This window comes from Embleya australiensis (genome assembly GCF_051903075.1).
Lineage (GTDB): Bacteria > Actinomycetota > Actinomycetes > Streptomycetales > Streptomycetaceae > Embleya.
The window spans coordinates 201,097-215,791 of record NZ_CP182422.1 but is presented as its reverse complement, the minus strand read 5'-3'; the positions used below and the strand labels follow the sequence as shown (position 1 = coordinate 215,791).

16 protein-coding genes are annotated in these 14,695 nt (G+C 69.5%); 7 read left to right on the top strand and 9 right to left on the bottom strand.

Annotation, left to right across the window (positions count from 1 at the left end; genetic code table 11):
• The first annotated feature begins 96 nt into the window (after positions 1–96).
• The 3 genes from ACMXN5_RS00970 (at position 97) to ACMXN5_RS00960 (ending at position 2,621) form a co-directional block, all read left to right on the top strand.
• A complete protein-coding gene (locus tag ACMXN5_RS00970) occupies positions 97–915 on the top strand; it encodes a hypothetical protein (RefSeq protein WP_439673525.1) in 819 nt (272 codons plus the stop codon).
• On the top strand, positions 912–2,021 hold the full coding sequence (menC, locus tag ACMXN5_RS00965) for an o-succinylbenzoate synthase (protein ID WP_439673524.1): 1,110 nt from the start codon (positions 912–914) through the stop codon (positions 2,019–2,021). Before ACMXN5_RS00970 ends, menC begins: the two co-directional genes overlap by 4 nt.
• Before the next feature lie 189 nt (positions 2,022–2,210).
• Positions 2,211–2,621, top strand: a complete 411-nt coding sequence (locus ACMXN5_RS00960) for a DUF6069 family protein (RefSeq protein WP_439673523.1) — start codon at positions 2,211–2,213, stop codon at positions 2,619–2,621.
• Between the two features lie 45 nt (positions 2,622–2,666).
• Here the strand turns inward: ACMXN5_RS00960 and ACMXN5_RS00955 are convergent, their stop codons facing one another.
• From ACMXN5_RS00955 to ACMXN5_RS00945, 3 genes are all read right to left on the bottom strand, one after another.
• Positions 2,667–3,437, bottom strand: coding sequence for an alpha-ketoglutarate-dependent dioxygenase AlkB (locus tag ACMXN5_RS00955; protein WP_439673522.1), 771 nt, complete (start codon positions 3,435–3,437; stop codon positions 2,667–2,669).
• Positions 3,421–4,650, bottom strand: coding sequence for a hypothetical protein (locus ACMXN5_RS00950; protein WP_439673521.1), 1,230 nt, complete (start codon positions 4,648–4,650; stop codon positions 3,421–3,423). The genes ACMXN5_RS00955 and ACMXN5_RS00950 overlap by 17 nt, the downstream gene beginning before the upstream one ends.
• Before the next feature lie 181 nt (positions 4,651–4,831).
• The gene (locus ACMXN5_RS00945; RefSeq protein WP_439673520.1) at positions 4,832–5,665 is read right to left on the bottom strand and encodes a serine hydrolase domain-containing protein; all 834 of its coding nucleotides are present in this window, start codon (positions 5,663–5,665) and stop codon (positions 4,832–4,834) included.
• A gap of 543 nt (positions 5,666–6,208) precedes the next feature.
• Between ACMXN5_RS00945 and ACMXN5_RS00940 the strand changes: the two genes are divergently transcribed.
• On the top strand, positions 6,209–6,529 hold the full coding sequence (locus ACMXN5_RS00940; RefSeq protein ID WP_439673519.1) for a hypothetical protein: 321 nt from the start codon (positions 6,209–6,211) through the stop codon (positions 6,527–6,529).
• 116 nt (positions 6,530–6,645) lie between these two features.
• On the opposite strand, the gene ACMXN5_RS00935 is transcribed toward ACMXN5_RS00940, so the two are convergent.
• Together ACMXN5_RS00935 and ACMXN5_RS00930 are read right to left on the bottom strand one after the other, a co-directional pair.
• Positions 6,646–7,764, bottom strand: a complete 1,119-nt coding sequence (locus tag ACMXN5_RS00935; RefSeq protein ID WP_439673518.1) for an NAD-dependent epimerase/dehydratase family protein — start codon at positions 7,762–7,764, stop codon at positions 6,646–6,648.
• Positions 7,761–9,026: a wax ester/triacylglycerol synthase domain-containing protein gene (locus ACMXN5_RS00930; protein WP_439673517.1), complete on the bottom strand. Its 1,266-nt coding sequence runs from the start codon at positions 9,024–9,026 to the stop codon at positions 7,761–7,763. The genes ACMXN5_RS00935 and ACMXN5_RS00930 overlap by 4 nt, the downstream gene beginning before the upstream one ends.
• Before the next feature lie 79 nt (positions 9,027–9,105).
• Here ACMXN5_RS00930 and ACMXN5_RS00925 point away from each other — a divergent pair, with 79 nt between their 5' ends.
• On the top strand, positions 9,106–10,002 hold the full coding sequence (locus ACMXN5_RS00925) for a dienelactone hydrolase family protein (protein WP_439673516.1): 897 nt from the start codon (positions 9,106–9,108) through the stop codon (positions 10,000–10,002).
• Positions 10,003–10,009: 7 nt separating this feature from the next.
• Positions 10,010–10,780, top strand: a complete 771-nt coding sequence (locus ACMXN5_RS00920) for a phosphotransferase (RefSeq protein WP_439673515.1) — start codon at positions 10,010–10,012, stop codon at positions 10,778–10,780.
• Between the two features lie 179 nt (positions 10,781–10,959).
• Here the strand turns inward: ACMXN5_RS00920 and ACMXN5_RS00915 are convergent, their stop codons facing one another.
• The 3 genes from ACMXN5_RS00915 to ACMXN5_RS00905 are packed head-to-tail and all read right to left on the bottom strand — an operon-like array spanning position 10,960 to position 12,100.
• Entirely contained in the window at positions 10,960–11,223 is a 264-nt protein-coding gene (locus tag ACMXN5_RS00915) for a DUF4235 domain-containing protein (RefSeq protein ID WP_439673514.1), read from the bottom strand.
• On the bottom strand, positions 11,220–11,687 hold the full coding sequence (locus tag ACMXN5_RS00910) for a DUF3618 domain-containing protein (protein ID WP_439673513.1): 468 nt from the start codon (positions 11,685–11,687) through the stop codon (positions 11,220–11,222). The genes ACMXN5_RS00915 and ACMXN5_RS00910 overlap by 4 nt, the downstream gene beginning before the upstream one ends.
• A complete protein-coding gene (locus ACMXN5_RS00905) occupies positions 11,684–12,100 on the bottom strand; it encodes a phage holin family protein (RefSeq protein WP_439673512.1) in 417 nt (138 codons plus the stop codon). Before ACMXN5_RS00905 ends, ACMXN5_RS00910 begins: the two co-directional genes overlap by 4 nt.
• Before the next feature lie 341 nt (positions 12,101–12,441).
• On the opposite strand from ACMXN5_RS00905, the gene ACMXN5_RS00900 reads away from it, so the two are divergent.
• Positions 12,442–13,674, top strand: a complete 1,233-nt coding sequence (locus tag ACMXN5_RS00900) for a hypothetical protein (RefSeq protein WP_439673511.1) — start codon at positions 12,442–12,444, stop codon at positions 13,672–13,674.
• 129 nt (positions 13,675–13,803) lie between these two features.
• On the opposite strand, the gene ACMXN5_RS00895 is transcribed toward ACMXN5_RS00900, so the two are convergent.
• Entirely contained in the window at positions 13,804–14,679 is an 876-nt protein-coding gene (locus ACMXN5_RS00895) for a helix-turn-helix domain-containing protein (RefSeq protein WP_439677925.1), read from the bottom strand.
• Positions 14,680–14,695: the final 16 nt, after the last annotated feature.

The window sequence follows — 14,695 nt, the reverse complement described above, 5'->3', positions numbered from 1 at the left end:
ATTGGTGTGACCGGAAGTTGGCATCCACCCGACGATGATCTTAACGATGATCACGATTCCCCTACTACGCAAGCGAGTTGCGCATAATGGCGGGTCATGGACATCGGTGTGGCGACAGCCACGGCACGAGCGAGCGCACAGCGCGCCGGCAAAAGATCCGGCGTGCGGATCCGGATGTTGGATTCGACGGCGAGCAGCCACGCCTGCGCCCGCTTCCTCTGCGAGGTGTGGCAGACCGACCCGGACCGCCCGCCGCTCGCCGGCGACGTCGTCAAGGCGATGGCGGACGCCGGGAGTTACGTGGTGGGTGCGTTCGACGAGGCGGAGGGCGACGACCGGTTGCTCGGAGCGTGCATCGGCCTGTGGGGCCCACCCGGCCGACCCGGAATGCACAGCCACATCGCGGGCGTCCACGTCACGGCTCGCGGACGCGATGTCGGCTACGCGCTCAAACTGGACCAGCGCGCGCACGCCCTGGAGCACGGCGTCGATCACATCACCTGGACCTTCGACCCGCTCGTCGCCCGCAACGCCCACTTCAACCTCCACAAACTCGGCGGCACGGCGGACACGTACCTGCCCGACTACTACGGCCCCCTGTCGGACGGACTCAACGCCGCCGACGAGTCGGATCGGCTGATGCTGCGCTGGGACCTGCGCGACGAGCGGGTCGTGGCGGCCTGCGACGAGGGCGGCGCCCTCGCGCCTGCACGCGCTCTCGTCGCGGAGGAAACGGTCCTGGTCGCCATACCGCCCGACATCGATCTCCTCCGACTCCGACAGCCCTCCGTCGCCCGTGACTGGCGCCTGTCCCTCCGGGACACCCTGGGCACCCTGCTGGCCGACGGCGCCCGACTGGTCGACTTCGACCGCGCGGCGTGCGGTTACGTACTCACCCGAGGCGAGGGCCGATGAGGATCGAGCGCGTCCGGCTCCGACGCATCTCCCTGCCGCTGGTCAGCCCCTTCCGCACGTCCCTGGGCATCGAATACGAGCGCTCGGCGCTGGTGGTGCAGGTGACCACGCCGGACGCCGAAGGATGGGGCGAGTGCGTCGCCGGCGCCGACCCCGACTATTCCTCGGAGTACGTCGAGGGCGCCGAAGACGTCCTCCTGCGCCATCTGGTGCCCCGGCTGCTGTCGGCCGAGTCCGTGACGGCCCACACGGTGGCACCCCTGCTCGCCGCGGTCAAAGGCCACCGCATGGCAAAGTCCGCCCTCGAAATGGCCGTCCTGGACGCCGAACTGCGCGCCCAGGGCCGATCGTTCGCGGCCGGCCTGGGCGCCGTCGCCGACCGCGTCCCGAGCGGGGTATCGGTCGGCATCATGAACTCCGTCCCGGAACTGATCGACGCCGTGGCGGACTATCTGGCGCAGGGCTACCAACGCATCAAACTGAAAATCGAACCCGGCTGGGACATCGCGCCGGTCCGCGCCGTCCGTGAACGCTTCGGCGACGACATCCTCCTGCAAGTCGACGCGAACGCCGCCTACACCCGTGCCGACACCCGACACCTCGCCCGACTCGACGCCTTCGACCTCCTCCTGATCGAACAACCGCTCGACGAAGAGGACCTGCTCGGCCACGCCGCCCTCGCACGCACCCTGCGCACCCCGATCTGCCTCGACGAATCCGTGGTCTCGGCCCGCTCCGCCGCCGACGCCATCGCGCTCGGCGCCTGCCACATCGTCAACATCAAACCGGGTCGCGTGGGCGGCTACCTGGAGGCCCGCCGAATCCACGACGTCTGCGCCGCCGCCGGCATCCCGGTGTGGTGCGGCGGAATGCTCGAAACCGGCCTGGGCCGAGCCGGCAACACAGCACTGGCCGCACTCCCGAACTTCACCCTGCCGGGAGACATCTCCGCCTCGAACCGCTACTTCGCCACCGACATCACAGAGCCCTTCGTCCTGCAAAACGGCCACCTGACAGTCCCCACGGCCCCCGGCCTCGGCGTCACACCCATCCCGACAGCACTCGACGAGGCCACCACAACAACAACCGAACTACACCAAACCTGACCCCATCACAGTCCCAACGCCCCAACCCTTTCCGTTCGGCGGAGGGACTCGCCGGTGGCACGTCGACCGAGCGGCGTCTCCGAGGTTCGTAAAAGTTGTTTCCCGCGTGACCGATGAGTTGTGGCGGCGCAGCGGGTCTTACCTGCATCGCGTACATCACCGTTGGCAGTTCGAACCGAAGAGGACACCATGACCATCACGGCCCCCACCACCGCCCCCGCCGTCGCGCCCCGCTCGCTCGTCCGCACCGGCATCGCGACAGCCGCACTCGCCGCCGCCGCGACCCCTGCGGTCGCCGCTGTGGGCAACGCCGCCGGCATCAGCCTCGACATCGACGGATCACCGATTCCCGTCACCGGCTTCGCCGTGCTGACCGCCGTCTTCTCGCTCGTCGGCCTCGCGCTCGCCGCCGTCCTCAACCGTCGGGCACGCACCCCGCGCCGCACCTTCGTCCGGACCACCGTGGCGCTCACCGCACTGTCGGTCGTCCCCGACATCATCATCGACGCCGCTCCGTCGACGAAGGCGCTCCTCGTCCTGACACACCTCGTCGCCGCCACGATCGTCATCCCCGCCCTCGCACGGCGCCTCGCCGCCTGAGCGACCGCACCGGCCGAGCACCTCGTGCCGCGAGCCCGTCCGAGGTCAGACCGGCGGCGTCAGATCGCTCTCGCTGATGGTGTAGGACAGCAGGGGATAGGTGAAGTCCGTTTCGTTGTTCTCGCGGCGCCGCAGACGGTAGAACTCTTGCCTCTGCTCATCGTCGGCCGATATGAGACGCGCACCCTGCGAAAGGCATGCGTGTCCGTCGTGAAAACCAACGAAGGTTTTGGACGTGCGAAACGTTACGCCCAACCATTGATTATCCGTCGGTTGGGCGGGCGTGTCCAATACGATCTTGTGCTTGAATCGCCGATTCGCGTCGACAGAAAACACGACGATACTGTTGTGGGTGAGAGGAATCTCGAACTTCTCGCCGCCGGACCCCTTCGATTCGAAGATCAGCTTCCTCGGCGGGCTCGCGTCGGGATACCGGTAGCAGGAAAAGACGGCGATAAACGACTTGTCGGCGAGATCGAGGGCCTGGTCGGAGTGGCTGCCCATGGTCGTGTAGGCGTTCGTGTAGATCTCGATGAGAGCGTTGTTGAAATCGGCCGAAAGCGCCGCGCGCTCTTGAACCCGTCGTGCCAGCCGTTCGTGCACCGCCCGGAAACGCTGCGCCGGGCTGCCGTACCGAGTGGTGGTGCGTACGAGGGGTACGCCGCCGGCCTCGTCGACCTTGGTCAGCACGGCGCCTCGCCGGCCTTTTCCGACGTCTTCCCATTGAGTCGACGCGGACAGTTCTGCAAAGAGATTCTCGTCGGTTGACAAAGTGCAGGAGAGGATCTCGTCCGGGAGTCTAGAGGTGCGGGGCAACGTAGTCTCCCGTGTTCATGCTGAAAAGAAACTCGTCACCGTAGTCGATGAAGGACGTGGTCCGGTTCTCCTCCGCGTACAGCCTGCGCAGGTCGTCCATGCCGGCCGGTGTGGGTGGTGCCAGCTTCACCAAATCTTCGGCCACTTTGAGGAACGTGTGGCCGTTCTTGTGAACGGCTTCGGTGCTCGAACAGCGCACCACGTATCCCAGGCGGGTCGGGAGGAGTTCGGCGTCCAACGTCGAGGGCCGGATCTCGTGTGTATACAGGCGGTTGGTGGACAACGGCATGAAGAACACGGAGCCGGGATAGAGGGTCAGCGTGAACTGCGAGGGGAGTGCGACCCCATCGCGCCCTTCGGTCGGCTCCTTGAGGTGAAAGCGGAGTTTGGTCAGGCCGCTGACACCCTTCACACCGTAGTCGAACGCGTCTTCGGCCAGAGGCCGCAGCCGGTCCAGCCCGTCGTAGAAAGTGCAGAAGGCCATGATGCCGTTGACCGGCATGTCCTTGGTCTTGTCGGCATGGGCCGAGATCTTGGCCTTGGACTGCTTGCGCTCGGCCGTGGCAAGGGTGTTGTGGTAGGTCTGAGCAAGGACGTGGTTCAGCGGTGCCTGGTTCCGGAAGACGGTGGCGGCCTCGCGGTTCAGGGCCTCGACGATGTGCGTGTCGGTCGCGCGAAAGTTCTCGGTCGGGCCCGAGAGATTCGTGGAGCACCGGAGCAGGCGGAAATGCAGCTCGTCACCGTCTTGTGTGACGGGCGTCAGATATATGCCGCTGCGGTGGGCCGTCCCAGGCTTGGTGGACTCCGTCAGGGACTGGAACGCGTGCTCGGCACGGATCCGCCCGAAGTGATCGCCGTCGAGTCCGAAAAAGCGGCGGTAGTACACGCCGATGCCGTGCACCCGAAGGGGAACCCGGCCGAGGTCGACAAGCGACCAGGGTTCGTGGCCGCCCTCGTGGTAACCGTGTGACAGCTCCCTGATGACGAATACCCGGGCAGCCGCACGCAGTTGACGGCTGTCGATCCCGGATATGTCGCCGCACAGGTAGACAGTCTTCTGCGCGAGGTCGGGTGCACCGGAGGCAAGATCCTCGGGTGTGATCGTGGATCCGAAGAAATCTCCGACCATGTCGTTGTCGTGCAACACCGAAGGCGCGACCAGGATGTTGCCTGCATCCTCGATGCGGGCTTCCGCCGATTCTGGTGTGTACATCAACGCCACCTGCCGTTCGCACGTTCGCAGAACTTGATGATTTGCTCAAAATCTTGATCCTCTCACGGGGGCTCGACAGCGGGCAACGGGCCTTGCGGCAGGCGCGCTTGGGCGGCCTTCGGGTCGGCGGCCGGCCCCCGCCGAAGCCGACCCGCCCCCGGACAACCCATCGTTGTGACCGTCAGCCGCAGATCGCCTTGTCCAGAAGGGCTTTCACGGCATCGTCGGGATCACCACGGAAGTCGGGCGTGAGCGCGATCGTGACCTGGCGCCGCCGGTCCTCCGTGGAGAACGACCATGCCTGATACGCCAGGGCATCACCGTCGTTGCCGTACACGGGCACCCCGCACGAGGTGCCCTGCCACCGCAGTCCCAGCCCGTACTGCTTTCCCTCGACGCCCGCCGTCTTCATCTCGTCGAGCAGATGACGCGGCAGCAGGCGCCCACCGACCAGTTCGGCCATGAACCGGTTGAGGTCCTCCGTCGTGGAGATCATTTCGCCACCCGCGCCCATCAGCGACGGATTCATCTCCGTGAAGTCGACGAGTCGCGTCTCGTCGCCCTGCCGAACCGGGATGTACCCGTGCGGATGCGGGCCGCGAATACGCGAGGACGTCCCCGGCAGCGAAGTCCCGTGCAACCGCAGCGGTTCGATGATCCGGCGTTCGATTTCCCGGGCATACGACCGGCCGGTCACCTTCCGGATGATCTCGCCGAGCAGGAGGTAACCGGTGTTGGAGTACGCGTACTCGGTCCCCGGTTCGGGTGTCTCGGAGGTCGGCGGCCGGCTCACCGCCCGCCGGATCAGCTCGGTCGCGGACCAGGTCCGGAACCGGTCGGCCTCGAACTCCGGCGTCGGTGGCATCGGCAGCGTCCCACGGTAGTCGGGCACCCCACTCGTGTGGTTGAGGAGCTGTCGCACGGTGATCCGATGACCGCCGGGGACGACGCCGGGCAGCCACTTCTCGACGGTGTCGTCCAGGCGCAACGGGCCCTCGTCCACGAGTTGCAACACGACGGTGGCGACGAACGTCTTCGTAATGCTGCCCGCCCGGACCGGCCGTGCGCCGGCATCTCCCGCGTCGTACCCAACTCGGCGACACCACTGGCGCCCCGCCACACGCCGCCGCCGTGGCCGCCCACCTCCATCACCGCGCCCACGGCGCCGTTCGCGACGATCTCGTCCAGCCCCTTCTGCAGGCCGCCCCGATCCGCCTTCCCGGGCGAGGCAAGCGCCGCGGAGGGCACCGCGACCACCGCCAATGCCGTCGCCGCAGTCACCAAGACCCGATGTACACGCTTCATCCCAGCCCCCGATTCGTTCGCGTCGTGAATCTCGGGGCCGCCCCCCCGTCGGCAACAAGCTTGTCGGGCAACGCAGCCGACCGACGATGGGGCTCGTGGCCGTATCCGCCGGGGGGCTACCCCCACCGATTCCTCCCCGGTCGGGGCGGGGCCGGGGCCGGGGAGCGATGGTCCGGGGCGGCGCGGCGGGCCGGGATCACCCGATGCCTTCCGACTCCTGACGGCCACGAATCCCCGCGTGTAGCGTCACCCCATGAACGACGAGATCACGGCCAGGGCAGGCAGAGAGTTCTACACCTTCGACGGCCGGATCCTGGAGATCTTCGGCGGCTATCCGAAGCGCTTCCACATCCGGAACATGGCCCTGCGCGTCACACCCCCCAACCGGAAGGGGAGGCGGACCATCGAGATCATCGCCGGCCCGCCCGAAGCCCCGGCATCGCAGCACACATGGCACCACTCGGCCGAGGAGTGGCAGCAGGCCCAGGGCCTGGAAACCCTACTGGAAGCAGTACGGACGGCCATCGCGTCGACCCGGGACCACGAAGCCCAAGGGCGTTTCCCACAACCGTGATCGAGCACGGCCACAGCCGCGGCATACGCACCCCGCGCATCGGACCGGCCACAGCCTCTCGCCGGACCCCGATCCACCCACTGGGCTCTGGACGTTCATCCGCGAGTTCAGTGCCTTCAGTCCCTCCGGTCAGGGACGCGGCGCTGTCGTCGAGGGGGCGGGACGGCTTCCGGCCCGGTACCTCGCGCGGCTTCGTGTGCGTGCCCGAGTTCCTTTCGCAGGCGCCAGGTGGTGAGGATCCGCCGCTCCTTCGCGGGTTCCATTCCGTGTTCGTCGTGGCGGGGGTGCGCCACGGCGGGGTCGCCGGTGGTCATCCATGCCCAGGTGTCGTGGACGGTCTCCTCGATCGGACGGCAGGAGAATCCGGCGGCACGCGCGCGGTCGCCCGCGACGGTCCACGTCCGGGGTCCGGGCTGCCACAGGGGCAGCTCGGTGAAAGGGCTGATGCCGCAGCGCTGGAGGAGGCCGTCGTCCACCCAGGTGAAGGAGGCCGTGGAGCCGGTGGTCAGGCGGCAGGCATGGAGCATTCTGGCGAAGGTGAGCGATCCGTCCAGGGGCGTGGTGAGGTTGAACGACGTGTCCTGCGAGCGCACGGCCACGTCGAGGGCGAAGGCGGCGATGTCGCGCACGTCCGTGACCTGTACCTGCCGGTTCGGATCACCCGGGGCGAGTACGGTCCCGCCGCGCCGCACGCGCCGCAGCCACCAGGGCAGCCGGCCGACGTATTCGTACGGGCCGACCAGGACGCCGGCCCGCAGCATCGTCGACCGGTCGCCGAAAACGGAGCGAACGGCGCGTTCGCAGCCCGCCTTGAGCTCTCCGTACCGTTGCGGTGCGAACGGCCGTACGGAGCCCGGCGGTGAACCGGTGGCGTCCGGTGGGCAGTTCCGGATCGCCGACTCGTCGCTCACGTGCCGCTCGGGCCAGTCGCGGTAGGCGGCGGCGCTCGATACGAACACGTACCGGCCGACGGCCTCGTGGAGGCCGCGTGCGCCGTGCAGGACGGTGCGGGGGATGTAGCCGCTGGTGTCGATCACGGCGTCCCACGGGCCACACGCCGAGAGGCTCCGCATGGCGTCGGGCGACGAGCGGTCGCCGCGCAGGGCCCGGACACCGGGTGTGTCGGGGCCTGACAGGCCGCGGTTGAACGTGGTGACGCACAGGCCGCGCCGGACGGCCTCCTCGGCCAGGGCGCGGCCGAGGAACCAGGTTCCGCCGAGAATCAGCAGCCTCACGAGTGGGTCGGCTTCGCCCGCGGAGGTTGGGTCGGGATGACCGGCGGCGCCGGCGCTTCGAGGTCGGCCAGCGCCTGGAGGTAGAAGTCGGCCATCCGCTCCCCGAGGGGCAGCGCCTCGTCGACGACGAGACACAGTTGTGCACTCGTGCCGTGGACGAGCAGGGCCGCCACGAACAGGTGGCCGGGCGGCAGAGCGGGATGGAAGGCCACCACCTTCGGGTCGAAGCCCGCGCCGGCGGTGAACAGGAGCGTGGTGCTGCCGCCGATCACATGCCGGGGGTGCAATTGCCGCCCCAGTAGCCAACCGCACAGGCGACCGGGCAGCCACCGCACGAGGTCCTGTGCGGCCGCACGACGACCTCGCGCGGCCGCGCCTCGGGCGACGAGGTCCACCAGACGCTCCCGGGGCGAACTGAACGCGCCGAGCAGGGGCAACCGCAGGGCGAGCACACGGTTGCCCCACGACGGCAGGTCGTCGGGACGGCGTGCGTCGACGGCCAGGAACAGCGCGGGCCGGTGCAGCCGTACTCCGGACGCCTCCGACCACCGGTGCAATATGCCGGTGAGCGCGGCGAGATGGGCCTCGTTCGGGCCGCCGCCGAGCGGCTGGGCCACGCGTCGCAGGCGTGCCGTGTCCACGTGGGCGTACAGGAGACGACGTCGCCCCGACAGCGGTGGCGCCGCGCTCGTCCCGACGAGGCTCGTCCCGGCGATCTCGCCCAGCAGCCGGCCGAACAGCCCGGCGGCCCGCATCACCCGGCCCGGCAGCGGTGCGGGCCTGCTCGTCCCGCCCCGGGCGGCGCCGGTGAGCACGGTGCGCAGAGTGTGGGACGCCGCGCCGCCGTCCTGGCAGCAGTGATGGACGCGGTAACACAGGCTGTAGCACCCGGGTTTGTAGCCGTGGATCAGCGACAGGTCCCAGTCGGGCCGATCCCGTTCCAGCGGGCGGTCGAGCACGGAGGCCGCCACCGCTTCCAGGGGCGTGTTCATCGCCACCTCGACCTCCACGACGTGCCGGGCGAGGTCGAAGTGAGGGTCGTGGACCCACCGGGCGCGCCGTGACGAGCCCACAAGCCGGCAGGTCAGTCCCGGCAGATTATCGACGAAGCCCGCCAGCCACGCGCGCAGATCCTCCACACGCGGTGGGGCGCCCTCGAAATGTGCGATTCCCGAGACATCCGAGCGCCCCGGATCGCGCTCCTCCCATCCGAGGAACATCCGGTCGAGTCCGTGCGCCCGAAAACTGGGTGTCAACGTCACGACCGGGAGCGTACCAACTTTCTTGCCGCATACATGACATACAGTAACCAAATGGGCGAACGAGCAGCCCCCGGCACGCGTGGAAGCCGATCCGGAGTGCCCCGGCCCGCACCGCCGCGGGCCGTGTCCGAACGGGGGAACACGCCGAGCCGCGTTCACCGCGGCCACGTGCCGCCCCAAACTCGCCGGTGTGACGGTCTTCCACGGTCCCGGGATCGCCGCAGGACCGCATGCGGTGCTGGACAGGGCGACGAGGATCGACGCACCGTTGCCGCCACACACCGGCGAGCAGGACCGGACCATCCCGGCCGAACACGTGGCCGCGATCGACGCCGCACTGACCGGCGCCGGAGCGGCCTTCGAGCAGCACACCTACCCGGGCGCCGAACACGCCTTCGCGTGCGACGCCCGCCCGGACAAGTACGCCCCCGACGCGGCGACGACGGCGTGGCGCCGACGAGGTCGTGACACAGTGCCGCACCGCCCACGACCACACCGCCCACGGCGGTCTTTCCAGAGCCGGCCGAGGCATGCCGGTTCGTCGGTGTACTCGGTGACCGACCGGGCCGACCGTGCCCGACCTGTTCGCCCACGCCGGGGACCTCCTCAGGCCGGACACCCCTTCCTTCGACGGCGCGCGGTCCGGCACGGCAACAGGGACAAGCCCGCGTTGATCCATGCCTTTAGAGCACGCCGGGCGAACCCGACGCCACGCTGCCCTCGCCGGACTGGGCCGAATGTGGTCCGACGGCTCCGCGCGCTGATCACCAACGACCCGGCGGTCGTTGCGAAGCCCTCCCGGATTGCGACCCATAATCGGCACATGCGCGACAGCGGCGACGCATCGATGCCGGGCCGACCCCACCGCCGGCCGGGCATCGCGCCGCCGACTCGCCCGCCCATGCGGCCGGGCCGGCCCTGCAACTCGACCCATGACCCACGATCCACAGCCATGTTCAGTGCGCGGCGACAGTGAGGCACGAATGACCGAATGGCAGGAATTCCGCGGCGGCGTCAACGTCGTGCGCCGCCACGGCGGCGTCGTCCACCGGCCGGCGTCCCCGGCGACGCCGGCGATCCACCGGCTGCTACGCCACATCCACGACCGGGGGTTCCACGGCCTGCCGGAGCCACGGGGCTTCGACGCCGACGGCAACGAGATGCTCACCTTCCTCGACGGCGAGGTGCACAGCGTGCTCACCCCGGACCTCAGAACCCCCGAACTCCTCACCTCCGCGGCCACACTGCTGCGAGACCTCCACGACGCGAGCGCCACGTTCCGCCCGGACCCCGCAGATCCCTGGCTCTTCCCCGTTCGGCAGCCGGCCGAGGTCATGTGCCACGGCGACGCCGCCCAGTACAACTGCGTGGTGAAGGACGGCGCGGCAGTCGGTTTCATCGACTTCGACGCCGCGCACCCGGGGCCACGCGTCTGGGACGTCGCCTACACCGTGTACCGGTTCGCGCCGCTGCAAGGGCCGGACAACCCGGAGAGCTTCGGCACACCACACGAGCAGGGAGACCGGGCCGCCGCCTTCTGCCGGGCGTACGGGCCGGGCGTGGGAGCCGAGGTCATCGACACCGTCCCAGACCGCCTGCAAGCCCTGATCGACTTCATGCGCGACCAGGCCGCGCAGGGCAACGAAGCCTTCCGGCAACACATCGCCGACGGCCACACCGACCTCTACGAGGCGGACATCCGCTACGTCCGCGCCCATCGCGACATCCTGCGCGCCGCCTTCGAGGCGCGATAGCCGTGCCTCACCCGCTGCTCCGATACGCCTTTCGCCGACGGCGCTTCGAGGAGGTACGTCAGCCGCGTGGGGGCGGTCAAGGCCCTGGAACGCTACGGCCTGCTTCGCACGTTCGGCGCCCCCGGTTGGGATCTGTTCGCGACCGGGGCAGCGCGGGGTCGTACCCGGCTTACCCGGCCTCAGCCGGGCCAGGTGCCGGTCAGGCGCCGGGTGGTTACCGCTCCGGCCCGGTCGACGGCGGCCTTGACGACGGCGAAGATCGCGCCTTGCAAGCCCGCGGCAAGCAGCACCTGGGCCCAGGCGCGGTCCTCGTCGGTGGCATCGGGGGCGTCGTCATCGGCGATCATCTTCCACGTCTGCTTGAAGACCACGCCGGCGATCATGCCGGCGGTGGCACCGAGTACCAGGCCGACCGGCTTGTACGCGATCTTGGACGCCTTCACCGGCGCCTCCGGCCTCGGCGCAGCAGCACCACCACGGCGACCGCGACGGTTGCCGCGGCGATCAGCGGGGTGCGGTTGGCCTTTGCCGTGGTCGCGGCCATGTGGGCCTTCTCGCGGACCGGGTCGGGGGTCTTGTCGGCCGCGAGGTGTCCGGCTCGGGCCACACTGTCGCGGAGGTGGGTCGCGGTATGGGCCGCCTTGTCGAGGACCGGGTCGGGCGTCTTGTCCTTGACCGACTCGGTGGCCTCCGCCGCCTTGTCCCGGAGCCGGTCGGTGACGTGGGCGGCCTTCTCGGCGGTTTGCTCCTTGATGTCGGCCGCTTTGGTCTTGACCTGGGCCTTGACGTCGGCCTTGGCCGCCAGCGCCTCCACCGTACGGCCGAGCTCGTCGCGGGTGTCCTCGATCTTCTCGCGCAACTGCTCGCGCGTGGGCGCGGATTCCTTGTCCTTGGGCTGGTGGGTCATCGGTGTGCCTTCTCCTTGATTACGGCGACGTCGGCCCTGAAGCTGTCGATGGTCTGTTCGGGTGCGGGAATGCCGGCCTTGGCGATCTGCTTCTTCCCGGCGGCGGCCATTCCCGCGGCGACGGCCGCCAACAGGGCAGCGGTGATCAGGGCCGAAGCCCACACCGGCAGAATCAGGGCCAGGGCTGCGACCACGGTGACGACGAGGGCTTCCGCGGCCAGGATGCCGACCAGGCCGGCGCCGCCGAACAGGCCACCGCCGACCCCGAAACGTTTGCCCTTTTGGGTCATCTCCGCCCGGGCAAGCTGCATTTCTTCGCGGACCAACTCGGAAATCTGCTGCGACGCTCGTGAAACGAGATTGCCCATCGACTCCTGGGAATTGCCGCGGCCCGACTGTCCAACGGTGCTCATGGAATTCTCACTTTCCTCCTCGCGCCTGGTGCGGCTCCTCAGCGCGACTGCGGCCAACGAACTCGCTCCCCGGGTGATGGGGCTTACGGGCGCGGCTACCCCACAACCCGCAGGTCACTCGCCGGCCACGGCTCCCGTCGCGGAGCCCCGTACGCCGTCGGCACGAATCCACACGGCCGGGAGGGGTGGTATCCGGAGTTCGGCCTGTACCTCTACTACCGAGGGCGAGCGGCTTGCGAGCGTCGTGGTCGACGCCTTGTGTGGCCACAGGTCTTCGCGGACGCAACGGAGTTGGTCGGCCGAGGGGCCGGCGATCCGGGCGGCTCTGCTTGGCTGGGGTCGTGAACCCGCTCGCTCTGCTCCTCGACCAGGCACCCGCGTCGATCACCGGTGCCGTATTGCGTCGCATCGATCGACGGCTGCGGGCGGAACTGTTCGCGGGGCCATCGCGCGTGGGAGAGGCCGCCGGTGCGTACCTCGTGGCGCACGGCGATGTCGACGAGCGGGCGTGGCTCGCGGGCAATCCGGGTGCGACACCGGAGATGCTGTCGGATCTGGCCGCCCACGCCCCGGAGCTTGCGGTCGCCGCGGGGGTGTTCGCAAACCCGGCCTCTCCCCGTGAGGCGCGGCTGCGGGTGCTGCCGCGAGTCGTGGCCGCGACGCCGCTGCGCGAACTCCTGTACAGCGAACCCGACCACCGGCAGATTCGCCGCCGCGACGCACTGTTCGAGCGCATCTGCGTGCTGGTCGAGTCCGACGACCCGCGTGTGGTCACCGGGGCGTTCGACCGGCTCGCCGAGCACGGGGCGAGACGACCGTGGCTGTCGGGCGTACTCCTGCGCGGTTGCCTGAGCCTGCTGCGTACGGCAGGACCCGCCGCGGTCACCGCCGCACTGCCGCGCGTGCTGCCGCACGCGACGGGCACGCCGTCGGACACGGTGGCCGCAGCCCTCGCCGCACCGACCGACGCCGCACTGGTGACGCGTGCGCTCGACGAGTTCACGGGCATGCCGGCCGTCGTGGCACGGCTGCGCGACGAGAAGCACCTCCCCGGCGCCGGGGCGATGCTGTTGGCCCCGCGCGGTCCGCTGGACTGGGACCTCATCCTCCGCGAGCACCGGAGCCTGCCGTGGTCCGAGTACGTGCGCATGGCCTTGGCCAGGCAACCGGGGTGCCCACCCGAACTGCGGGCGTACCTGCCCGCGACGTCGTCGCGCCACCCCGTCCCCGAGTGGGTCGACCCGGACCCGGCCACCGGGCTGATCGTGAGGTCGACACCTTTCCGGGCGGACCGATCCAACGCCAGCGTCATGCGCGCGCACACCCGCGGGACCCTGTCCGCGGCGGTCATCCTCCGCCACGGCGCCCCGGCAAGGAACGCCTTACGGGCCCTGAACCAGCGCGACACCGAACGGTACGCCGACACCCGTACGGCCCTGCGCGCGCTGACCCGGCCCGCCTTGGGTGATCGGACCGAGGCATGGGCGGTGGCGCTGGCGCTGCTGCCGGACTTCACCGGGCCGTTGCCGCACCTGCTGATCGCAGCGGACGCGATCACCGCCCCACGACACTGACCCAGACGTCCGCGGCCGAGATCTTCTGTATCGCCGCGGTCAGGCGTTGGCGTCGTCGTTCGGTGGTGGATTCCGGGCGGGTCCGCCATTCATCGAAACTCCCAGAAGTTCCGCCGATGCCGGCACGAATCAGCGCTTCCGACGGGAACGTTCCCGTCGGCGTTCCCGGGTTCGGCCCTCGAGGGGCCGGGCGGGCGGGTTGCCGTCATGGATGGCTTGGTGGCGGTGTTTCGCGGGTGGGATGCCGTAGGCGGTGCGGAAGGTGCGGGTGAAGACGGCGTGGTGGGTGAAGCCCCAGCGTGCGGCGATCACGCACACGGGCGTGCGTTCCTGGGTGGGGTCCTCCAGGTCGCGTCGGGCGTGTTCCAGGCGGGCGCGCCGGACGTGGGCGGCTACGGAGTCGTCCTCGTCCCGGAACAGGCAGTAGAGATGTCTGGGCGAGATGTGGTGGGCGGCGGCGATCGTGCGGGGTGTGAGGTCGGGGTCGGGGAGACGCTCGTGGATGTAGGTGTGGATCCGGGCCAGGAGAATCCCTCGCGGGGTCCGGGAGAGGGATTGATCGTCGGCCCGGAGGGCGTGGGCGAACATCGCCGTGACCAGATGGGCGACGACCATGCCCAGACGCCGGGCGTCGGGTGCGGGGTAGGCGGTGGTGTCGGATGTCAGGCGCAGGAGCGTCTGGGCCAACAGGGCGCCGATCCCTTCCCGGCCCGACACGGGGTGTTCCATCGCACGCGTTGCCCGGGCCGCGGACATCCCGATCAGCGCCTTGGGAATCTCCAGGCCCACGATCGTGATGCGGTCTCCGGCGGCGCGGAACGTATACGGGTCCGCCGCGTCGAACGTGTGGAACTCGAACGCGCCCAGGATCCGGTCCCGTCCGCCCCGGGAGGCTCGCGCGGTGCCCGACACGACGAGGACGAGCCGATATGCCTTCGGACGCGGCCGGCGGACCGACGTCAGAAACCTTCGGGGTCCTGTCGAGAGGGACGTGTTCGACCACATCGACACCGGCCCGAGC